Source organism: Planctobacterium sp. AWH2_060 (genome assembly GCF_056158425.1).
Genome location: NZ_JBSWTG010000001.1, coordinates 4,454,386 through 4,474,909, shown reverse-complemented (window position 1 = coordinate 4,474,909; position 20,524 = coordinate 4,454,386). Strand labels below are relative to the sequence as shown.

General features: G+C 46.2%; 21 protein-coding genes and 1 pseudogene. 7 read left to right on the top strand and 15 right to left on the bottom strand.

The genetic code is table 11. The annotated features are described in order from the left end of the window. Positions 1-50: 50 nt before the first annotated feature. The 12 genes from ACXAD8_RS19260 to ACXAD8_RS19205 form a co-directional block, all read right to left on the bottom strand. Complete coding sequence (locus ACXAD8_RS19260; RefSeq protein WP_475231574.1) at positions 51-2,084, bottom strand: FG-GAP-like repeat-containing protein; 2,034 nt, start codon at positions 2,082-2,084, stop codon at positions 51-53. 10 nt (positions 2,085-2,094) lie between these two features. Beyond that, the gene (locus tag ACXAD8_RS19255; protein WP_475231573.1) at positions 2,095-3,567 is read right to left on the bottom strand and encodes a hypothetical protein; all 1,473 of its coding nucleotides are present in this window, start codon (positions 3,565-3,567) and stop codon (positions 2,095-2,097) included. Positions 3,568-3,908: 341 nt separating this feature from the next. Further along, the gene (locus ACXAD8_RS19250; protein ID WP_475231572.1) at positions 3,909-4,100 is read right to left on the bottom strand and encodes a hypothetical protein; all 192 of its coding nucleotides are present in this window, start codon (positions 4,098-4,100) and stop codon (positions 3,909-3,911) included. A gap of 583 nt (positions 4,101-4,683) precedes the next feature. Then, a complete protein-coding gene (locus ACXAD8_RS19245) occupies positions 4,684-4,902 on the bottom strand; it encodes an addiction module protein (RefSeq protein ID WP_475231571.1) in 219 nt (72 codons plus the stop codon). Positions 4,903-4,990: 88 nt separating this feature from the next. After that, entirely contained in the window at positions 4,991-5,431 is a 441-nt protein-coding gene (locus ACXAD8_RS19240; protein ID WP_475231570.1) for a DUF6491 family protein, read from the bottom strand. A gap of 216 nt (positions 5,432-5,647) precedes the next feature. Continuing rightward, entirely contained in the window at positions 5,648-6,007 is a 360-nt protein-coding gene (locus tag ACXAD8_RS19235) for a hypothetical protein (RefSeq protein WP_475231569.1), read from the bottom strand. Positions 6,008-6,155: 148 nt separating this feature from the next. After that, positions 6,156-6,503, bottom strand: a complete 348-nt coding sequence (locus ACXAD8_RS19230) for a hypothetical protein (RefSeq protein ID WP_475231568.1) — start codon at positions 6,501-6,503, stop codon at positions 6,156-6,158. A gap of 142 nt (positions 6,504-6,645) precedes the next feature. Further along, the gene (locus tag ACXAD8_RS19225; protein ID WP_475231567.1) at positions 6,646-7,023 is read right to left on the bottom strand and encodes a VOC family protein; all 378 of its coding nucleotides are present in this window, start codon (positions 7,021-7,023) and stop codon (positions 6,646-6,648) included. 32 nt (positions 7,024-7,055) lie between these two features. Then, positions 7,056-7,499 (bottom strand): hypothetical protein, encoded by a 444-nt coding sequence (locus ACXAD8_RS19220; protein WP_475231566.1) that lies wholly within the window; start codon positions 7,497-7,499, stop codon positions 7,056-7,058. Between the two features lie 30 nt (positions 7,500-7,529). Further along, entirely contained in the window at positions 7,530-8,183 is a 654-nt protein-coding gene (locus ACXAD8_RS19215; protein ID WP_475231565.1) for a response regulator, read from the bottom strand. Positions 8,184-8,230: 47 nt separating this feature from the next. Beyond that, a complete protein-coding gene (locus tag ACXAD8_RS19210) occupies positions 8,231-8,389 on the bottom strand; it encodes a hypothetical protein (protein WP_475231564.1) in 159 nt (52 codons plus the stop codon). Between the two features lie 132 nt (positions 8,390-8,521). Beyond that, the gene (locus ACXAD8_RS19205) at positions 8,522-10,750 is read right to left on the bottom strand and encodes a TonB-dependent receptor (RefSeq protein ID WP_475233027.1); all 2,229 of its coding nucleotides are present in this window, start codon (positions 10,748-10,750) and stop codon (positions 8,522-8,524) included. A gap of 463 nt (positions 10,751-11,213) precedes the next feature. Between ACXAD8_RS19205 and ACXAD8_RS19200 the strand changes: the two genes are divergently transcribed. From ACXAD8_RS19200 to ACXAD8_RS19175, 6 genes are all read left to right on the top strand, one after another. Further along, a complete protein-coding gene (locus ACXAD8_RS19200) occupies positions 11,214-12,521 on the top strand; it encodes a GntP family permease (protein WP_475233025.1) in 1,308 nt (435 codons plus the stop codon). Between the two features lie 21 nt (positions 12,522-12,542). Next, positions 12,543-13,739 carry an E22 family MetX-like putative esterase gene (locus ACXAD8_RS19195; protein ID WP_475231563.1) on the top strand — a complete coding sequence of 399 codons (1,197 nt, stop codon included), beginning with the start codon at positions 12,543-12,545 and terminating at the stop codon, positions 13,737-13,739. Positions 13,740-13,741: 2 nt separating this feature from the next. Then, positions 13,742-14,770 (top strand): extracellular catalytic domain type 2 short-chain-length polyhydroxyalkanoate depolymerase, encoded by a 1,029-nt coding sequence (locus tag ACXAD8_RS19190; protein ID WP_475231562.1) that lies wholly within the window; start codon positions 13,742-13,744, stop codon positions 14,768-14,770. Next, positions 14,767-15,525 (top strand): 3-hydroxybutyrate dehydrogenase, encoded by a 759-nt coding sequence (locus ACXAD8_RS19185; protein WP_475231561.1) that lies wholly within the window; start codon positions 14,767-14,769, stop codon positions 15,523-15,525. Before ACXAD8_RS19190 ends, ACXAD8_RS19185 begins: the two co-directional genes overlap by 4 nt. A gap of 152 nt (positions 15,526-15,677) precedes the next feature. Beyond that, positions 15,678-16,733 (top strand): agmatine deiminase family protein, encoded by a 1,056-nt coding sequence (locus tag ACXAD8_RS19180; RefSeq protein ID WP_475231560.1) that lies wholly within the window; start codon positions 15,678-15,680, stop codon positions 16,731-16,733. Beyond that, positions 16,726-17,619 (top strand): carbon-nitrogen hydrolase, encoded by an 894-nt coding sequence (locus tag ACXAD8_RS19175; RefSeq protein WP_475231559.1) that lies wholly within the window; start codon positions 16,726-16,728, stop codon positions 17,617-17,619. The genes ACXAD8_RS19180 and ACXAD8_RS19175 overlap by 8 nt, the downstream gene beginning before the upstream one ends. Positions 17,620-17,627: 8 nt before the next feature. Here the strand turns inward: ACXAD8_RS19175 and ACXAD8_RS19170 are convergent, their stop codons facing one another. Further along, complete coding sequence (locus tag ACXAD8_RS19170; protein WP_475231558.1) at positions 17,628-18,482, bottom strand: formyl transferase; 855 nt, start codon at positions 18,480-18,482, stop codon at positions 17,628-17,630. 417 nt (positions 18,483-18,899) lie between these two features. Here ACXAD8_RS19170 and ACXAD8_RS19165 point away from each other — a divergent pair, with 417 nt between their 5' ends. Next, positions 18,900-19,106, top strand: coding sequence for a phage integrase N-terminal SAM-like domain-containing protein (locus tag ACXAD8_RS19165; protein WP_475231557.1), 207 nt, complete (start codon positions 18,900-18,902; stop codon positions 19,104-19,106). Here the strand turns inward: ACXAD8_RS19165 and ACXAD8_RS19160 are convergent. Both ACXAD8_RS19160 and ACXAD8_RS19155 read right to left on the bottom strand, forming a co-directional pair. Next, positions 19,086-19,232: pseudogene (locus ACXAD8_RS19160) on the bottom strand (ISAs1 family transposase); the annotation flags it as partial. The gene ACXAD8_RS19165 and the pseudogene ACXAD8_RS19160 overlap by 21 nt on opposite strands. Positions 19,233-19,305: 73 nt before the next feature. After that, entirely contained in the window at positions 19,306-20,253 is a 948-nt protein-coding gene (locus tag ACXAD8_RS19155; protein WP_475224840.1) for an IS1595 family transposase, read from the bottom strand. Between the last annotated feature and the right edge of the window lie 271 nt (positions 20,254-20,524).

Here is a 20,524-nt window from a genome sequence, read left to right as displayed (position 1 = left end):
GATAAAGCAAGAAGCTAACTTTTAGCAGCCCGTTCATTTCCAATGTACTATCATTCATCCTCGTTATTAAACCACGACATTCTGGTCTGAATGGGTGCAGCAAAAGGAATATCATTCTCATCTCTACCAAAGATATGCCGTTGAATACCATCTCCGGCATCTGAACCGATATTTTCTTTAGACGAGTTCAATATGTACCAGGTAAAGGTATTTGCGCGCCTAACGGCTAAGTCGGCTTTTCCATCACCGTCATAATCTGCCACAACTGGTATATCGCTTTCTTGTGAGCCAAAACGTCTTCTGGTGATACCATCATCATTCCCCGTGAGTTCGTCGGTTCCACTGGAGTTTAGTACATACCAAAATTGAGAGCCAGGACGACGCACCGCAAGGTCTGCCTTACCATCACCATCAAAGTCAGCCACCACCGGAATATCGTCTTCCTGCGAACCAAATCGCTTGCGGCTAATGCCATCGCTATGGCCGCTTATGTGGTCAACCCCCGATGAATTGAGGACATACCAAAACTGTGTACCCGGACGGCGTACCGCTAAATCCGCTTTACCATCGCCATCAAAGTCAGCGGAGACAGGAATATCTTGCTCTTGAGTACCAAATTGGCGCCGTGTAATGCCATCGCTATTGCCGCTTATGTGGTCAACCCCCGATGAATTGAGAATATACCAAAATTGGTTACCTGGGCGTCGCACGGCAATATCGGTGATACCATCGCCATCATAATCCGCCGGCACCGGAATATCATTCTCGCTTCTACCGAAAACTCGACGTGTAATTCCGTCTGCATTACCGGTGATTTTATCCTCACCAGAGGAATTCAATATGTACCAGGTATAATTGGAGGCTCTGCGCACACCAATATCTGTCTTGCCGTCGCCATCGAAATCACCGTAGAAAGGAATATCTGTGGCATTGCGACCAAAGGGTTGTCGGGTAATGCTGCCGTCTTCCGAATTACGTATGTATTGAAAAAAGTTAGACGCTCTTCTCATTGCAATATCTGAAACACCATCACCATCAAAATCCAGAGCAGTGAGACGTTTAACCGGAACGGAACCTGCGTCATTAGGATTAGTGCCCGCTTGATACTCCTCAAAATTGGTCGCTCCATCACCGTCATTATCTAGCGCAGCATCTTCTGCGTTTAATGGGTCTAATCCATTATCAAGTTCATACTCATCTGGCATACCGTCATTGTCATCATCCGTGTCTGTATTGTTCCCAATACCATCACCGTCAGTATCGAGTTGTTCATTCGGATCATCTGGAAACGCGTCGGTTTGGTCTGGAGTACCATCACCGTCTGCATCAGGTAGGATGATAACATCCAACATTGCCGCACTCGACTCGCCCGTAACATCTGTTGAAACATGGGCAAGTTGCATCAAATTAGTTAAATTAGCGATGGGAATATCCAACTCTACGCTTTGCCAGGTCGTTCCGGTTTCCACATTAAAGTTCACTGAACCCAAAACCTCATTTCCAGCCTCAGTCTGCCAACTTGCGATTTGATTTATTTTTTCACCATCCGTGCGCTGCGGCAAAATGCGAAAAGGCAAAGTAATTTCCACACTAGAGGAATTGATATCATCCGTGAAACTAACTGCAACCCTGGCAACACCTGATTCTGTTCCAGTTAACATTAACTGTTCCACTATTTGGGATGAGCCTGGCCCAGAGTGTTGAGATGTTGTCAAGCTTTCATTTAACTCAAACCCTTCAGCATCCGTTATTTGAGAACTTACTGATACGATACTATTAAAGCTCGCCCCGCTTTTGATATTGCGGTTGAGAAATGGCATTGTTATCCAGTTACTGTACTCATCAGTAGTTTCACTGTAATAACGATAGGATATGTTATGAATTCCGTCTGAAAGTGACGCCGAGGAAAACGACTCACTAACCGTATTCATAAGTGATAACTCTGGGTTTACCAAATTAATATCAATGCTTTGGATTTCCCCTGAGTTTAGTCGATACTCAAAACTGTCTGCTAACGCATTGCCCGAGTACGCTGCTAAGCTAACTACGGCAAAAACAATGATTTTCGATTTAAGCTGTTTCATCCCCAGTCCCCTAACGAGAACGGGCAAAAGTCAAAAACTTAACTCGTAAAGTGTTATCTCCTGCCACGCCTTGGCTTGCTCGTATCAGTGGGATGACATAGGGCCTGGAATCTATAGTTTCGCTTCTAAATTCAATAATGCTTCTGGAGTATTGGTCAAAGGGTGTTGCACCTCCATTATAGCCAATGTCAACTCTGGAGCCATCGACGTCAAAGTACGCGGTTCCCTCTAACCCTGCGTTAATACCTGGAGAGCCCTCAAGAAGACTATAATCATAGTCGCGTTCATGTCTAACCTTATCGAGATCAACATTCGTAAACAGAGGATCGGCGCTAATGTTCGTAGCCCCTGATGGACAGTAGTCACCCACCTCAAAACAAAGGTTATTCGCAACGATAGAATCCTCTGATGGCGTAGACTGCAAAACAACCACATCGTTTCCTATATCCCCTCTAAAGATATTATTTTTTATGGTTGTTGGTGCCTGAGTCACAACCATCGCCCTGCTTGATACACCTTCAACGTCAAGAGAATAATCAAATACATTGTTTTGAATTTTTACATTTCCTGTGCTGGGAGAAACAAAAATAGACCGTAATCTGAGTCCAATTTCCGCCGCCGACACTGCTAAATAACCGCCGCTCGCAACTGGTTCAATTGTGAATAAATTGTTTGAAATCAGAGAGCTAGATGAATCTATGTATAACATTTGAGCGTATTTTTCATTCGTGTTGTTACGAAATTGCACAAATCTAAAATGATTTCCAAATATGTAAGATTGCAGGACTTCAGGTCGTATCCTAACAAGATAGCTTGTTGCATTCGATGAAGATCCAAATGAACCGTCAATAGTGTTGCCGACCATTATAAGTTCCGAAACATTACCACGCACATCGACAGGCAATGTAGTCGAAGTAGAGTCAATATCTGCGCCAGTTATGTCAGAGTATGCAAGGAGGACTCTCGTTCCCGAACCATTGGGGTCCATATAAACAGTAGAAGCATAGACCCCTAAAACATTAATTTTTTTAGCGTTATTCCTCACTGTTATATCAGCGTAGGTGTTTCCTACAGTATTAACGTCAACGATGGATATTGAGCCTATTACGGAGCTTTCATAACTATTTAACTGAAGACCTTCGCGAGTACCTGTTCCTGGAAGATGCAGGTTTTGAATAACCAGGTGCATGTCATCCGTACCGTCGGGAATGCTGAATCTGAAAGCTACATGCATTGTTGGTCTGTCTAGTAAAGATTCCCCAATAATGGTAACGGCTTTGGTTATATCGACAAAGTCATACTCGGTTAAATCATAAGTGCCAGATGCAACAGAAATCACATCACCGTGCTCTGCGGAATTTAGAGCTTCTATAAATTCTCCAGCTGAACTCACGTTGATGGTTGCGCCGTGTGAATAAAGTGAAATTGAGAGTAATAAACTAAACACTAACGCGGTAGAACGAAAGCCGTTTAAAATTTTCATGTTCCAGTTCCTTTCGGAAATTGTTAATTGTGCATAAATAAGGTTAGTCCACATATCCTCATATGCAAAAAAAGAGCAATTTTTTGTAGGGGAATTCACCTTCACTTTTTAAGATCTAATTTTTCGAAATAAAAGGTCACACAGAAGAGTGCTTTTGTATATTTTAGAGCAGTAGTACCTAGACTGGCAGCAGTTTTAAAACTTCAGCACTTCGTGGATAGCAACGGTCAAATCTAAGTGTTCAGGTAAAATCCAGCAGGCATTGCCGAATAGCCTCTCTTTAAATAAGGCTGCCCAGCCAAATTCGAATACAAATGTTCGTATAATAGCTAATTAGGAACTTAGTTAATGATCCCAGCCTTTTGTAATTCAGCTCTGGTTATGGGAATGCGTTTTGGCAGAATCTCAGCGAAGCTACTTCCATCGAGATTTAAAGCGAAATAATAACGCTTGTCAGCTTTGACAACCGCTCCCACATACCAGCCAATAGCAATATCAGCGGAGCGTGAACCTGCGCCGGTTTTAGCATACAAATGATAATCTGCCTTATGAAAAATGTTTGCTGAACGACTGCTTTGGTGTGAATGCTGCCCATGGCATTTCTGAGCCGACTGTCCGCTTTCATGGAGAAGCAGTCAGTCATTCCACATGTTTCTGACTGGCAGTAAGATGAGTCAGTTGACCAGTATATTAGTGGTTTAATTGTGGCACTTGGAAAGTACCTAAAACTCATTTTCCAACCAACTGACGTTTCAGCACGTTAGGGCCGGAAGCAAGTACTCCAACCTCAGAATGCAAATAGCCGATATTAGTTGGACTTGATTTTAAGAAGTTGCTATGACTGCTTTTTAACTATTTATCACGCTCAAGCCAATATCCTAGCTTACTGTGGTTATGCATAACTGCAACTATGCTAATTTCTTTATTATCAATTATTCTATAAAGGATGGAGAAGGGAAAGCGGCTAAGTACAAATCGTCGATGGCAGGTTCCCATTTTTGGCCAAGCGGAAGGAAGTGAACTGAGTGTTACCCTGACACCCTCAATATTTTTTGCGCTTTTAATGTGGCTGTCCTGGTAATTTTTGCGAATGAAAGGAAACCGGCAACATTGGCTTTAGCTTAAATCCTGCTCAATATCTTCCCAAGAAACACTCTTTACCTTTCCAGACTCTAGGTCAGTACTTCTTTTTTCGGCCAGTTTGAGCCACTCTGCGTTTACATCACTCTCGACATCAGAATCCATCGCCGTCAGAAGGCAATGAGCTGCCAAAGCTTTCTCTTTAGTGCTTAGCTGCCTAATGTTTTCCAACATAAGTTTTAAGGCTTCAGACATTGTTTGCCTCCATGTTACCCTGACACCCACTATATTTTTTGCGCTTTTAATGTGGCTGTCTTGGTAATTTTGTCCTGGTAATTTTGGTTCAGTTTTTATCAGAGTCGCCTTCTGAGGGCGTATTGTTTTCCTTGACCTCTTCGTGCCATTCGTAAATTCGACTAATACTACAAGAGGATCTTCTCTCTGGTTGTGCATCGGTAACTATTCGATCTCCCGCGCTCATGCAACCGGAGCCTGTACGGGTTATGACCGCAATCTCAAACATAGCCCAGTCCGGGTCACAGGCTCCAATTAAACTGACTTTATAAGTTCGATTGTTGTTTAAATGCACCAGCAATGCATCCCGATCATTGTCCACATTGCTCCAGCTTCTTATTGAGCGGGTATGGCAAACCTGTCGGACTTCCTCTCCAATCCGCGGATCATTGTCTATCGCATATTGGCTTTTCGCCTGCTCTGAAGAACCGGCGCACCCCGATAGCAATCCAATAATGGATAAATTTACAAGTAAGCCTGCCGGTTTCATAACCTTTTCTCCGATACAAAGTTAAAAGCTTAAATAAGAATAGCTCAAATAACGTCCCTTTTTCTGAACTTTACACAAAGCAGAATTATCGTTACCCCCGATGTCAAATCTATACTGGCATCAATAGTTTTTTGGCATTTTTTAATGTGGGTGCCGTTAGAAATTAATCAGAAGAGGATTGAAATATTAAAAATTTTAATGGGTGTCTTGTTTAGATTATCTGCGAAACTCTTGAAAAGTGGCTTCAATAACTCTTCCTTCACTGTTAACGTCTAGTGCTATATTGATATCATAAACACTCCGTGTATTCTCACGATACAAAGAGACATACCTTCCTTTAAAAGAGTCCCAATTTCTGCGTACATTATCTTCAACTATCTGCTTGGGCACTCTTTCTTTAGGAACAAAATGAAATTGTAAATTTAACGCCTCAAACCCCTGTTCAGCTTGTTCAACACTCATACCTACGCTGAAAGTAGAAACTAAAATTTCTGACATGTTTTTTTGTTCTTCGATCACATTGTTGAAACATGAAAACAAAGTGAACAATAACCCAAATAAAATACTATTTTTCATAACGAATCATTCAAGCTCAAAAATAGTTGCTTACCCTGTTGCAATCCTTGGGCTATGGGCGGCTTCTGTATCCCAGAAATTATCCTGACAGCCATGATACTTTTAGTTTTTTTTGTATGGCTGTCCCGATAACTTTTGCCAACAACTTTCAGCAATCTATAACCCGGCTTTCAGCGTGCTGAAATAGTTGTTTTGCTCGTGTAAATATGGGTTTGGCCAAGGCATCCCTGGGTGTCCAGATATCAATGGCATTGCCGCTTTGGGTAAACAGCGAAACTGTGCCTCCTGCCAATTGCACAGTAACAATGGCGTCTTTGGCGATGGTTTTACCAAAGCGTTTACTGAGCCGGGCTTTCGGTAAATGTGCCACGAAGACCTGTTCGTGTTCATCCACCAGCACCTGTTCTGGTTTGTAGTGTTTCGATGAAAAGGACAAGTACAACCCCAGTCCTGCCAAAACTAAACCCAACAAGCTTATAACTGTAATCAACTCCATTTTCCCTCCAACACTTAAACGCGAATGATTAAAGCCTGATTAAAGCCGACAGCCACAACACTTTCTCCCCAAAAACTTTGCGAATTTATTATGGCTGTCCCGATAATTTTTAACGGTTTATGTAGCTGGCAGCAAAAGCAAACTATTGCAAAGTTTCGTTTCTGAACACTAACTCAAGACGAATTCCTGCCGGGCTGAACAGAAAAATCTGGGTGATGGATATCTGAGGTTGGGTTTTGGTTTGAAACTCAACATTCATTGCTTGCAACTTCTCTACAAACTCATTAAGTCCCTCAAGTTTAAAGGCCACATGATCCAGATAGCCGGGTGTTGTATGGTTTACATGTGAGTCACTGATCACCAGGTGAAAAAAGGCATTGTCCTGGTGATAAAGCCAATAGCCGTCGCTGGAAAGTGTCGGGCGAAATCCAACCTTTAGAGAAAAGAGCTCGCACAGAAATTGTTTTTCCAGCTCAATCAGGTCAGCGGGTGCGCTTATGTTGATATGGTCAAGTTGCATAGCATTCCTTACGGAAGAAGTGGCATTACAGCTTACGCCAATTCTGACCAGCGGTTAAGTGTACCCAGCAAATAAAATGCGCCGAAACTGGTACAAATCACCGAACTTACCATCCAGAATGTCATTGAGTTTTGAGCAATAGCAGGATGACTGGTTACAAAGGGTAATATCAACCCAGCCAGGCCTCTCACCAAATAGATAAGGGTAATCAGCACCAGCGCGGTTTTTAACAAAGGTAAACGCACTATCACGCCAGCTGCCGATAGAGCGTAGAGCCCCCAAATAGCAAGAATTGTGGCGATGACCAAAGTGGTGATCATCGGCTGTTTGCTACCCATTTCAGCCATTTTCGCCATTTGTTCTCCGGCACCAAAAAAGCGATACCAATCAGGCCCACCGAACACGATGGCAAGGTGCAGAAATGAGGCGGTAAAACTGCAAATGGCAGCAATGATAAGTTGCGATTGTCCGTTCATGGTGCTGTTCCTTTTAATTTAAACTGTGTATTACACCTGCCGTAATTGCTGCAATATCAATCCGGCCTGGGTTCGGTTATTCACTTCCAGCTTTTCTAAAATCGCTGAGACGTGATGCTTGACCGTACGCTCCTGAATTTGCAGCTCCCACGCAATTTGTTTGTTCAGCAGGCCGTCGGTCAGCAGTTGCAGCACTTTAAATTGTGCCGGTGTGAGTTTTTCCACTTTAGCCGCCAGCTTTTTTTCTTCTGATTCGGTTTCGGTGACCTGAGATAAATCGATATCTTGCGGTATCCAGATCTCTCCGTTAGCCACCATGTCCACCGCTTCAGAGATATGGCTTAGTGAGGCAGATTTGGGAATGTAACCACTGGCGCCTAGATGAATGGCTCGGGTAATGATGGCGGGATCTTCGTTGCCGGAAACCATGATCACCAGAATATCCGGCCAGGTGTGACGCAACTCCGTTAAGCCGCTGAACCCATCACAGCCAGGCATATTGAGATCAAGAAAGATAAATTCGACTTCGGGTTGCGCCGATAAGGCCTCCCGCACTTCGGGGAAACTTTGCGCTTCGACAATCTGGCATTGCCCCAGCGATTGCAGTATCGCCTGAGTTAATGCAGCCCGAAACAAGGGATGGTCGTCAGCAACAATGGCTTTCACGGCATCAGGGGTAAACATAAATTTTTCATCCCTGTAATGTACTTGAAGGAGTCACCAGAAACAATTCATCCGAGAAAAAAGGCAGGTGCATTACGCACCTGCTCAGCTATGCCAAAATCAACAGAAAGCACCACCTCTTTTAACGGCAAAGTGCTACGACATTCCGCGCCATTCACTGCTGAACAGTGGTGCAATGAGGCCGATTCAAGCACCAGTGAAGTCATAACCAGCACAGTGTTTTTGATGTGTGAACAACGTAAGAGCACCTATATTACGCCATTCACACACCGCCAACTCCGTGTTTAAGTCTTTGCCAGGTGTGGGATTTCTGTGTTCATTCGACACCACACACACTCTTAAAAGCGATAACCTACGGTTAAGGTAACAGTACGAGGATCGCCGTAGTAAGCAATCAGGGTATTGTCGCCACCCAGGCCTGGAGTATATTTACTGATGTCCGTCGGATCAGTTGGGTCTGGGGTTACAAACTGATAACCGCCCACCATGTACTCTTCATCCGTCAGGTTCTTCACGTGCAATCCAGCTGTCCAGTCACCGCTGGGGCTGTACCAGTTAAGACTCATGCCCAGCAAGCCATAACCGTCCTGAGATAGCAGGCTGTCTTCTTCAAACAACACGTAGTCATCGCGATAATAGTAGTTAGCATTAAACACAAAATCGCCATACTGATTGTCGAAAGCGTAGTTTAAGCCGAGGTTGTAGGTCAGCTCCGGGGTATTAGAAATGGTGAAGCGATCAGACTTATCAAACAGCGCTCCGGTTACCGGGTCGGTATCCAGTACTTCAGTGAACTCAGCATCTATCCAACCCAGATTTAAATTCAGGGTCAGGTCGTCTGTGGCCAGATAGGTAAATTCCGCTTCGATACCATCGGCTTTAGATTTACCGGCATTGGCCAGTCGCTGATTCAAATCGGCGAAACCGTCACCAGGCAGAATTGAAATGTACTGACGATCTTTGTGATCCAGAGTGAACCAGGTCAGGTTAGCTCTGAGGTTATCGCCCCAGTCGCTTTTCATACCCATTTCAAAGCTATCTACAATCTCAGGATCTGCGGCAGGCTCAGCACCGGTTGCACGCGGGTTGTAAGTACCGGATTTAAAGCCCTGCGCATATGACGCATAAAACATAATGTCGTCAGAGTGCTGATATTCCACACCAACACGCGGGGTAAAACGGGACCAGTCATCTTCATCATCCAATACGTTTGGCACCAATTCACCATCAGGACGCACGTAGCCATCAATCCAGCCGCTTTCCGGATAAACCGTATCAAACACTAAACCATTGTTTACCGTGGCTTCCCGCTCATCTTTGGTGTAACGGGCACCTAATGTCATGGACCATTTTTCACCAATATCAAAACTACCCTGCGCATATACGGCGGTACTATTGGAATTACTGCAACCAGACACTTCACGAGTCAATCCCGGTGTGCCAAAGGCTGTCTGTCCCAACACTTCCAGAATAGCTTCAAACTGACCACAAGACTCACCGTCGTAGTAATACACACCAGATACCAGGCTAAAACCGTCAGAACTATAGTTTAATTGAAGCTCATGAGTGGTTTGCTCATCATCATAGATGGCAGGCACATCGAAGATGCGCAGCGGTGTGTTATCAAAATCGATATTAGTGGGCGAATAGCTCTCTCTGTCCGCAAAGATATACTTTACTGTCGTATTATCATTGACATCCCAGGCTGCGGTCAGGCTGATCCCTTCCAGTTCAACTTTGTTTTCTGTGGGAAGACTGGTGTAAGAATCATAAACACTGTCTGGTACCGGGGCGTCGGTGAGTAAGCTGGGTAATAGTCGATAACCACCTTTAGCATTGGAATCATCGTCGGTTTTATCCCAGGCCAGACGGAAGAACAGATCTTCAGAAGGCTGATATTCCAAGGTTAAACGCGCAGCGGTCACGTCTTTGTTGTAGTTTTCACGATCCTGATCCGGTAAGTCCGATTGCAGATACTCACCAAATCCGTCGCGATTTAAACTGGCAAAACCAAAGCCTACATATAATTGCTCGCTTAGAGGATACTGGCCTGTTACTTTCAGATCCCGTTGCCCGTAACTGCCCACCGAAGCTTTTACGGAAAATTCCGGGTCGCCAGACATGGGCTTGGTAACATACTTAACGGCACCGCCAATGGTGTTTTTACCGTATAAAGTCCCCTGAGGACCACGCAATACCTCGATGCGCTCAACATCAATGATATCCAGCACTGCCCCCTGAGGACGCGCCAGATAAACATCATCAATATAAATACCGACGCCAGGCTCATAACCCCAAAGCGGATCCTGCTGTCCCACGCCTCGAATAAAAGCAGTCAACGTGCTGTTCGTACCACGGCTACGTTGCAATGTTGTATTGGGAGATAAGGTCTGAATTTCGGTAATTTCTGAAAGACCTTTTTCGGCAATCTCAACGGCAGAAACGGAGGTAATAGCCACCGGCACTTCCTGGATGCTCTCCACCGTTTTACGGGCAGTCACCTGGATTTTCTCCAGACCTTTGGTTTCTGATTCTTCAGAGGTTTGTGCCAACGCTGAAGTTGACATCACACTGCCAGACAGTGCCAATAAAATTGCCAGCGACAATTTACTGCGTACGCCTTTAGTTGTTTGCCCGTTATCGGACTGTCCTTTATTCATATTCATCGCAATCTTCGTAGTTGTGTTGTTCATGGTACATACCCTTTACTGTGCCATATCTGTCTCAGGAAGTTATTTATTTTTATTTATTTCAACAAGTTACCTGTTCAGACACGAGCGGTTTAAAGCCCGCCTACTCTCAATGTCAACAATACATTAACCAATTTTTTACAATCGCGATGCTGTACTTAAGTACCATATGAAAATTTACCCAGCTGTTTCAGAATCAATTCGAAACTCCTTCATCTCAATGTCAGTTTTGTAGGGTTTTACAGTCGCATCCCCGGCTCAGGCTGGGGAAGTGGCTGTCTTAAAGACGTTGCTTGTGCAGTAAGAGCAACGGCAACAGGAGTACGACATCTTGACAGAAATGATTGGAATGATTGGGCTAATTGGTGGCTTAGCGCTGCTGATAGTACTGACAATGCGCGGCATGAACTTGTTTATCAGTGCCCCGCTGTGCGCCATCCTCGTGGCGTTGTGCAACGGATTACCACTTCTGGCTGACAATGAAGATCTGGTGAGCTTTTATATGTCTGGTTTCACCAGCTTTATTGCTTCCTGGTTTTTTATGTTCTTGCTGGGCTCGCTGTTTGGCAAGTTTATGGAAGATACCGGACTGGCAGACAGTGTTGCTCACTGGATTGTGGGCAAACTGGGCATGCAACACGCGGTGTTCGCCATCATCGCCGCCTGCGCCATTTTAACCTATGGCGGGGTCAACCTGTTCGTGGTGGCATTTTCCGTATACCCCATGGCGCTGAGCTTATTTAAAGATGCTAATTTGCCACGGCGCTTTATTCCGGCGGTGCTGGCCTTTGGCTCTGTGACCTTTACCATGACTTCAGCTGGCTCACCAGAAATTCAAAACTGGATCCCCATTAAATACCTGGGCACTACGCCCTATGCAGGCTGGGAAGTGAGTCTCATCGTGGCGGTGTTTATGGCGACATTCGGTTACTGGTGGTTAAAACGCATGATTGGCAAGGCCGTAGCCAACGGCGAATGCTTTGTACACAGAGAAGACGATCCAAGTTGCACCAGCCCGGAACAAAAAGACCAACTTCCTCATCCGGCCATGGGCTTTATTCCCTTGTTGGTGGTGTTGCTTTTATCATTTTTCTTGCACGATGCCTTTGGTCACAAGGCGCTAATATTGGCGCTGGGTGGAGGTGTATTGACTATCCTGGTGCTGTGTTTTAACTATTTCAGAAATCTGAGTAACGCCATAAACGAAGGCACTACTGGCTGTCTGATTGCCATTGGTAACACCGCTGCGGTGGTGGGTTTTGGTGCCGTGGTTAAAAACACCGAAGCCTTTCAGGTGGCGGTCGATGTCATGACCCACATTCCGGGCAACGAGTTAATTGGAGCTGCAGTGGCAGTATCGGTGATTGCTGGCCTGACAGGTTCCGCATCCGGTGGCCAGGCCATCGCACTGCCATTGCTGGCTCCCCATTATATGGATCAGGGAGTGAATCCCGAAGAACTGCATCGCGTGGTTGCCATCAGTTCCGGGGCACTGGATACCCTGCCCCACAACGGGTATGTTGTAACAACGATCCGGGCCATCTGTAAGGAAACCCACGCCAGCGCCTACTGGTCCATGTTTGCCATGACAGGCATCGTACCTCTGATAGGTCTGGCACTGGCTGTAACCCTGTTTATTTTGTTTTAAGTTGATTGAGACAACATCGATATGAAGAAAACCTTTCGCTTTGTAATGACTTTCAGGCCTTGTGTCGCCCTGCTCAGTTTGCTGCTGTTTTGCCAGTTTAGCTGGGCCAGCTTTCTGGTGGAAAAACAACAGTTCAGCATAGACAACTTTCAGACCCACAACGGCAAAACTATCCCTAAAGTCACTTTGGGCTGGGAGGCATACGGTCAACTCAATGCGGATAAATCAAACGCTATTCTGATCACCCATTATTTTACCGGCAGTTCCCATGCAGCCGGCAAATATCACGAATCAGACGCCAAACCCGGTTACTGGGATGCCATCATTGGTCCGGGAAAAGCCATTGATACGAATCGCTATTATGTCATCAGTATGGATACTCTGGTGAATGCCAACGCTAATGATGAGCAAGTAATTACTACCGGTCCGGCCTCTATAAATCCCGAAACGGGAAAACCCTGGGGCTTATCATTTCCAGTGGTCACCATTCGCGATTTCGTGGAAGCACAAAAAGCCCTTATCGACAGCCTGGACATTAAAAAGCTACACGCCGTTGTTGGTCCGTCAATGGGATCGATGCAGGCGATAGATTGGGCTGTGGCTTATCCGAAACAGGTGGGCAAAATGATATCGGTTATCGGGGTTGCTGAAGCTGATGCCTGGCTGGTTGCGGGTCTGCAAAAGTGGTCAGCGCCAATTTTAAACGACCCCAACTGGCAGCAAGGCAACTATTACGACAAAACACCACCACTGGCGGGCCTGACCCAATCTCTAGCCATTGTTACCCAGGAAGCCATGCATCCGCGTATTTTTAATCAACTCAATCCTCAGCACTCCGCCATGGAAGCGGCACCGGCAGCAAGTATCACTAACAATTTTAAGGTGGTGGACTGGCTATATGGCGCCGCCCAGAGTCGTGCCAGCAGTATGGATGCTAATCATATTTTATATCTGGTTCGCGCCTGCCAGTTATTTATCGCCGGACACGAAGGCAGCTTGCAAAACGCGCTAAACAAAGTGCAGGCCGAAACCTTGTTTCTGCCCGCCACCGGAGATTTGCTGCTGTTTCCTGAAATGGCTAAACAAGCCCACCAACAGTTACAGCAAGCAGGCAAAACGTCCCATTACGCTGAAATTCAGGGGGACTGGGGGCATCTGGATGGTATTTACAACATTCAGCAGCAGGCAGATACCATCAAACAGTTTTTGGAGCAATAATCATGGTAAAACCTTATCGCAATCTCATCGCCTGTGGACTGATTACAGCCGCAGTCTCAGTGCCTGCTCATCAGGCAATGGCGGATACTGACCAGGTCAGGCTCAACCTGAATGGCGCGATCACGGTTTCTGGCGTTTCATCCGGAGGCTTTATGGCCAATCAGTTCCATATTGCCCATGCTGACAAGGTCTCCGGGGCAGGTATTGTGGCCGCTGGACCGTATCTTTGCTCAGAAGGAAACCTGATGACGGCCATGCAGCAATGCCTTGCCGATGGCACGCCCCTGCAACAAAAAGACTTAACCCAACCGGTTAAAAACGCCGCTGACAAAGCGCTGATTGCCAATCCGGAAAATCTTAAAAACGACAGAATCTGGTTGTTACACGGCACCCTGGATAATCGGGTTGCAGCGGGTGTCTCGGATGCCCTGCACGCCCAATATCAAGCCTTGCTACCCAAAGCTCAGATCCAATACGTACAGGACAAACCCTTTAACCACGGTTTACCCACCACAGATTTTGGCGTTGCCTGCAGTGAAACCAGCACCCCGTTTATCAATGACTGCGACTATAACGCAGCCAAAGCAATGCTGGATTGGCTTTACCCTGAACAAGCTGCTGCCCACTCAAGCCCTTCAACCGGCCAGCTTTACACTATCCCACAACCAACAGAAGTAAATGGCAGCGCCACCGGACTGGACGAAAACGCCTGGTTGTATGTACCGGCACAATGCGCTGCTGGCGAACCCTGTGAGCTGCACGTCAGTTTTCATGGCTGTCAGCAAAATTACACCACTATTGGAACGGATTACATAACAAATGGCGGCTTCAACAATCAGGCAGAGCAGAAAAGTCTGGTGCTGTTATATCCTCAGGTGGCCGCTGGTAATCCGTTAAATCCACTGGCCTGCTGGGATTGGTGGGGTTACACGGGAGCTAACTTTGCCGAGCGCTCTGGGGCGCAAATAACGGCTATAACGCAGCTGATTGAAGGCTTGCAATCGCAACCCTTTGAAGGAGAGGCACAATGAAACACAGAGTTTTAATCACGGGTGCAGCCAGTGGTATCGGCCTGGGAGTCGCCAGATTATTAGGCGAAGAGCATCAACTTATTCTGACTGACCTGAATGCCGATGCTTTGCAACAGGCACAGAGTGTGTTGCGGGAAGAAGGCATTGAAGCGCAGACTTTCGTATTAAACGTTACTTCACAACAGGATATTGATGCCCTGGTAGAACAGCTGGATGCACCGGTGGATGTGCTGATCAACAATGCCGGTATCCAGCATGTGAGTCCGCTGGAGAGTTTCCCCATGGATCGCTGGCAGTTAATTGTAGATATACTGCTGACCGGACCGGCCCGACTCACCCGGGCGCTGTTACCCGGTATGCGTAACCAGGCATTTGGCCGCATTATCAATATTGGCTCTATTCACGGCCTGGTGGCATCCCCCTATAAATCCGCTTACGTAGCGGCAAAACACGGTCTGGCAGGTTTTTCCAAAGTGCTGGCGCTGGAAACTGCTGATACCGATATCACCATCAATACCATCTGCCCGGCCTATGTAAAAACCCCTCTGGTGGAAAAGCAAATTGCCGATCAGGCGCAGGCCCATGGCATTAGTGAAGAAGAAGTGATCAACAACATTATGCTGGAACCCATGCCGAAAAAGGCCTTTATCGATATCGCAGAAATCGCTCACACAGTTAAGTTTTTAATGGCCAAAGAAGCCTGCAATATGACCGGCCAGTCACTGGTATTAGATGGCGGCTGGACAGTGCGATAATTTTTGTCATTGGCGTTTCCCCCGATGCTCATCGGGGAACTCCCGCCCTTTCGATTTTCACCGCAAAAATCACTATTTTTTCTTCTATAAATCTAAACTTTTTGCCAGATCCCACGCTATAATTGCCACCTTTATCCTTAACGAAAATGATTATGGGATCCGTACCTCGATTATTACCTGAATGGGTATCTCAGGAAGCTGTTTTACTCAGTTGGCCAGATGCTCAGACAGACTGGGCCGACTGGCTGGAAGATGTGCAAAACACTTACATCTCGCTGATCAACAAGCTGAATACCTACTCCTGCCCGGTTATTCTATTGGCGCGCCCGGAGCAAATTCCTCTGTTGCAGGAAAGACTGCATCCCAGCTCCAGCGTGATGCTGCTACCCGCCGATTACAACGACACCTGGATTCGGGATTACGGTTTTTTAACCTGCGAGTTGAGCGGTCATCGCTATCCGGTGAGTTTTACCTTTAACGGTTGGGGCAACAAGTTTGATGCCAGCAAAGACAACCGGGTCAATTGTGCTTATCTGGCAGATATGTGTCGCAAACAAATAACCGAATTTGATTTGGTACTGGAAGGCGGGGCACTGGAAATCAATGGCGACGGCCTGTTGTTGTCCACTGAGCTCTGTCTCACCAATCCCGAACGCAACGGAAAAATGTCGCTGACCAGTTACGAAAAGCACTTTGCTGAACAGCTTGGTGCTAAGCGCACAATTATTTTAAAGCACGGACACCTGGAAGGCGATGATACCGACGGTCATATAGATACCCTTGTAAGGTTTACCCCGAAAAATCACTTAGTGATCCAGACAGCCTTTAATCGCCCGGAAGACAGCCATTTTCAGGGACTCAATGAGCTGAAAGAAGAGTGTCGCCAACAATTACCCGACAGCGAAATTTTCGAGTTACCGCTGCCCCATATTATCAATGCCGAAGGCGACAGGCTGCCCGCCTCTTATGCCAACTACCTGATTAGCAATAAACACGTTTTTGCACCAGTGTACGACGAAGCAGAAGACAATCTGGCGATTCAGACCCTTGAAAAAGCCTACCTGGACTACAAGGTTATACCGGTAAATTGTCGGGCATTAGTAGAGCAGTACGGCAGCTTGCACTGCATCAGTATGCAAGTACCCACAAACACTTTAAAGCCTGAAATTATTGAACAGTTAAACCGTGGAGTGACAGTTTATGAGTGACCGCAAGCTCACCGTTGGTCTGGTGCAACAGGCCATTGCCGACAACGATAAACACAAAAACTGGGAAGCCAGTAAGGTCCAAATAGAACGTCTGGCAAAGCAAGGCTGTCAACTGGTGATGCTACAGGAGCTGCACAGCACTCTGTACTTTTGTCAGGAAGAAAACACCGATTATTTTAATCTGGCAGAGCCAATCCCTGGTCCCGCCACCGACTATTTTGCGCAAATTGCTGCCGATCTGGATATCGTTCTGGTGACCTCTCTGTTTGAAAAACGCGCTGCGGGCCTGTATCACAACACCGCAGTGGTTTTTGACGGCAAACAGGGCATGGTGGGTAAATACCGTAAAATGCATATCCCGGATGATCCGGGTTTTTATGAAAAATTCTATTTTACTCCCGGCGACCTGGGCTTTACTCCGATTGACACCTCAGTGGGCCGTTTAGGCGTATTGGTTTGTTGGGACCAGTGGTATCCGGAAGCCGCCCGCCTAATGGCTATGGCGGGAGCAGAAATTCTGCTTTATCCCACAGCAATCGGTTGGGATAAAACCGACAGCGAAGAAGAGCAGCAGCGACAATTTGGCGCCTGGCAAACCATTCAGCGCGGTCATGCGGTTGCCAACTCTTTGCCGGTAATGGTGGCAAACCGCACCGGCTTTGAAGCTTCGCCAATGGCGGGCGATCCTGGTATTCAGTTTTGGGGACAGAGCTTTATCGCCGGTCCTCAAGGTGAAATTCTCGCCAGTGCATCCGCTGATAAAGAGGAAAATTTGATGGTGACCTTTGATATGCAGCGCTGTGAATCGGTGCGTCGTATCTGGCCTTATTTCAGAGATCGCCGCATTGACGATTATCAGGATCTCACCAAGCGCTGGCGCAGTTAATCATACTCTCAGGCTGAGTGCCCACTCAGCCTGGTTATTTCCCTTGCCTTGTCTTGCGGCACATAGCGCTGTAATACCTCGATGACTTCCTCCTGATGCCAGAGCGCAAAACCTCGCCGTGTAAGCTCCGTAAAGTGCCCGGTTTCAGGTAAACCAAAATATCGCTGCCGGGTTACATCCTGCTCGTAACAATCCAGTTGCCCAGACAGTTGCAACTGTTCAACGGCTTTGAGTATCATTTGCACGCCGAGCGGGTATAACCTAAGAACGTGGCCAAACAAAGATACAGAGCTATCAACAGCTACAATTGAGGTATCGATAATGCTCCCGGTATCTATGTCACCGGTATCAATATAATGCAGTGTGCAACCTACCTGTGACTCTCCGGCGAGCAGAGAATGTAAGGTGGTCAGTATGCCCTGGTATTGCGGCAGCACCCCGGAATGCAGATTTAACACGCCCAATCTGGGCACCTGGATAACCGGAGATTTGATAATTTTGCCAAAGCGGATGGAAATTACCAGGTCAGGTTCAGATGCTTTAAATGTTGCCAGCCCTTCAGGCTGATTAATATTTTCCAATACACGGCAACCATTTCCGCCCAGCTCCCCCAGCTCATCAAAAGTCAGATATCGCGCTTTGTTTTTTTGCTGCTCTGCCAACGGGCAAATCACCTGATTAAACAACACCTGCTCTAAAAACTTCAATTGCTTTAACGCCTCAGGTATTACCCAGTCCTTTTTTGGCAAGCCTACAGACTCGGACAAAAACACGGTCACATTATGTTGTTCAAATAAGGGCCGTAGCAGATTAAGCGCAATGTTTGCGTGCAGGTCCCTGTTAGCAAGAATGGTAATCTTCATCAGTTTCTCGCGAGGAAAACGTCTTATCACCTTAGCGCAAAACCGACACAAAGATCAGCCCTCAATCTGACAAACTTTTAAAGGCTGTTTGCATTCACAAGTTGAATTTAACTATTGAATACTACTCTGTAGCATCGCTGTTCTGTGCAAAGTTTGGCAGGTCGACTATGAGCGAGCCACAGCCCTTAAAAATCAGTTATTTTAAGATAGCTGTCACTCACCTTGTACTTTTCCACTGACTGCTAACATACCTGCCGCTTAGTAAACATTATTCATCAGGCGGCTTCAGACAAAAGGACTAAACCGCTCCGCGGCAGGCTGCCCGAATCCACCATCTTATTCTCATTCTTATTTCGTTCTCCGCTCCTAAGCTGGAAAAAGGGCAATTTCGCCCTGAAATCACTTAGGAATGAACCAATGAATTACTTTGATGAACACAGCAGTCCAATACTTCAACGCATGATTGAAGATATGAATCTGCGAAGGCTGAATGCTAGAACGCAAACAGGATATATAAGAGGCGCCAGAAAGTTAGCTGATTATCTCCTTAGATCACCAGAAGATGCAACGGCTGAAGAATTACGTCAGTTTCAGTTGGCACGGCTAGCGCGTTTTAATCATTGATTCTAACAGCACTGAGCGGAATTCGTCGTCCAGTGCTGCCATTTTCATCTTGCGTACTATACTGGCTTTCACTGAGTCATCCTGTTTAAACAGCTTGAGTGCTATTTTCCTCAGTACTTTGAAGGCTGCGTATTAGCCATTACCCGATCACTTATTCTGGCCACCCGATCACCTGAATTCAAATTAAAACGATTCCTGATTACCCACTTAGCTCAGCCAGCTTTAATAGCTTATACGGCATGGGTGGTGTTTTAATAGCTGCCTTTGCTAACGTGGGCAACAGTCTTCGTAAATTAAACCGGTTGTTAAATCTGAAACAATACTCAGCCAGATGACGCGGAAGGTGCTTTGACGCTATCGCGTGGCAGCTCCCTCTCAGCGAGTTCTTAACATTCCCGATCATGGTGTTGACCCAATTAAAGGCTGGGTGTTCAAGCTTTTCCAGATCGCCGCCCGTTTTCGCATAAAAGTGATGTCTGTCTTCGCTTGCTACAGCGCGGAAGCAGGGTAATCCGTCAGAAATCACAATGGCTTCTGGCAGAACATGTTTATCCGCCCATTGCTGGATAGCATGACTCCTGAACCCTTCAACAACTGTCATTTTCATTCTGGTGGGGTGACCTTCTTCATTCAGTGCAACCGCAGCAACAAACGGGGTTTTACCCGATGCGCCGCGTCCGCGCTTTCCCCCACGACGCTCACCTCCCCAATAGACATCATCCAGTTGAATAATGCCGCCAATCTGGTGCTCGTCTTCACTTTCTTTCATGGCCTGCAACAGTTTATGTTTCATTTTCCAGGCAGTGTCATAATTTACTTTTAGCTGACGCATCAACTCCATAGCCGAAATGCCTGTTTTAGACTGCGTTAGCAGGTGCATCGCCATAAACCACTTCATCAATGGCAATCGGGTCTTATCGAATACCGTGCCGCTGGTCAGTGATTGTTGATGTTTGCAACGATTACACTGTAACGCATTACGGCACTTCAACTGACAATGCGACTTGTGACCGCATTCCCGACAAACAAACCCTGATGGGTAGCGCCACCGGAACAAGGCTTCTCTGCACTTTTCTTCGGTCCCGTAGTCTTCCATCACTTCAAAAACACTATATCCCTTTTGAAACTGCACTTTGTTCTTCGCCATTTTTGCACCATCAAACACTGTTATTATATACAGTGTAGCGCAGGATGCTCAAAATGGGTAATCAGGAAACGATTTTGACGAATGTCTTATGGTTAGTATTTTTACTTGATTATTGTAAAAATCAGACTAATCTTGAAAATGGAATCAGTTTAACATCTGAACTCTTGATATTTAACACGATTCTCTCAAGTTTTAACCCTCTTGAATTAAAAGACACTTCTTCCAAAGATCTAAAAATTAGTCTGTTGCATGGAGACAGAGTGTTTTTATA

Excerpts from the sequence above, each read along its gene's own strand:
- ACXAD8_RS19260 (WP_475231574.1), bottom strand. The coding sequence starts at position 2,084 with ATGAAACAGCTTAAATCGAAAATCATTGTTTTTGCCGTAGTTAGCTTA.
- ACXAD8_RS19255 (WP_475231573.1), bottom strand. The coding sequence starts at position 3,567 with ATGAAAATTTTAAACGGCTTTCGTTCTACCGCGTTAGTGTTTAGTTTA.
- ACXAD8_RS19245 (WP_475231571.1), bottom strand. The coding sequence starts at position 4,902 with ATGTCTGAAGCCTTAAAACTTATGTTGGAAAACATTAGGCAGCTAAGC.
- ACXAD8_RS19240 (WP_475231570.1), bottom strand. The coding sequence starts at position 5,431 with ATGAAACCGGCAGGCTTACTTGTAAATTTATCCATTATTGGATTGCTA.
- ACXAD8_RS19235 (WP_475231569.1), bottom strand. The coding sequence starts at position 6,007 with ATGAAAAATAGTATTTTATTTGGGTTATTGTTCACTTTGTTTTCATGT.
- ACXAD8_RS19230 (WP_475231568.1), bottom strand. The coding sequence starts at position 6,503 with ATGGAGTTGATTACAGTTATAAGCTTGTTGGGTTTAGTTTTGGCAGGA.
- ACXAD8_RS19225 (WP_475231567.1), bottom strand. The coding sequence starts at position 7,023 with ATGCAACTTGACCATATCAACATAAGCGCACCCGCTGACCTGATTGAG.
- ACXAD8_RS19220 (WP_475231566.1), bottom strand. The coding sequence starts at position 7,499 with ATGAACGGACAATCGCAACTTATCATTGCTGCCATTTGCAGTTTTACC.
- ACXAD8_RS19215 (WP_475231565.1), bottom strand. The coding sequence starts at position 8,183 with ATGTTTACCCCTGATGCCGTGAAAGCCATTGTTGCTGACGACCATCCC.
- ACXAD8_RS19210 (WP_475231564.1), bottom strand. The coding sequence starts at position 8,389 with ATGACTTCACTGGTGCTTGAATCGGCCTCATTGCACCACTGTTCAGCA.
- ACXAD8_RS19205 (WP_475233027.1), bottom strand. The coding sequence starts at position 10,750 with ATGTCAACTTCAGCGTTGGCACAAACCTCTGAAGAATCAGAAACCAAA.
- ACXAD8_RS19200 (WP_475233025.1), top strand. The coding sequence starts at position 11,214 with ATGATTGGAATGATTGGGCTAATTGGTGGCTTAGCGCTGCTGATAGTA.
- ACXAD8_RS19195 (WP_475231563.1), top strand. The coding sequence starts at position 12,543 with ATGAAGAAAACCTTTCGCTTTGTAATGACTTTCAGGCCTTGTGTCGCC.
- ACXAD8_RS19190 (WP_475231562.1), top strand. The coding sequence starts at position 13,742 with ATGGTAAAACCTTATCGCAATCTCATCGCCTGTGGACTGATTACAGCC.
- ACXAD8_RS19185 (WP_475231561.1), top strand. The coding sequence starts at position 14,767 with ATGAAACACAGAGTTTTAATCACGGGTGCAGCCAGTGGTATCGGCCTG.
- ACXAD8_RS19180 (WP_475231560.1), top strand. The coding sequence starts at position 15,678 with ATGGGATCCGTACCTCGATTATTACCTGAATGGGTATCTCAGGAAGCT.
- ACXAD8_RS19175 (WP_475231559.1), top strand. The coding sequence starts at position 16,726 with ATGAGTGACCGCAAGCTCACCGTTGGTCTGGTGCAACAGGCCATTGCC.
- ACXAD8_RS19170 (WP_475231558.1), bottom strand. The coding sequence starts at position 18,482 with ATGAAGATTACCATTCTTGCTAACAGGGACCTGCACGCAAACATTGCG.
- ACXAD8_RS19165 (WP_475231557.1), top strand. The coding sequence starts at position 18,900 with ATGAATTACTTTGATGAACACAGCAGTCCAATACTTCAACGCATGATT.
- ACXAD8_RS19155 (WP_475224840.1), bottom strand. The coding sequence starts at position 20,253 with ATGGCGAAGAACAAAGTGCAGTTTCAAAAGGGATATAGTGTTTTTGAA.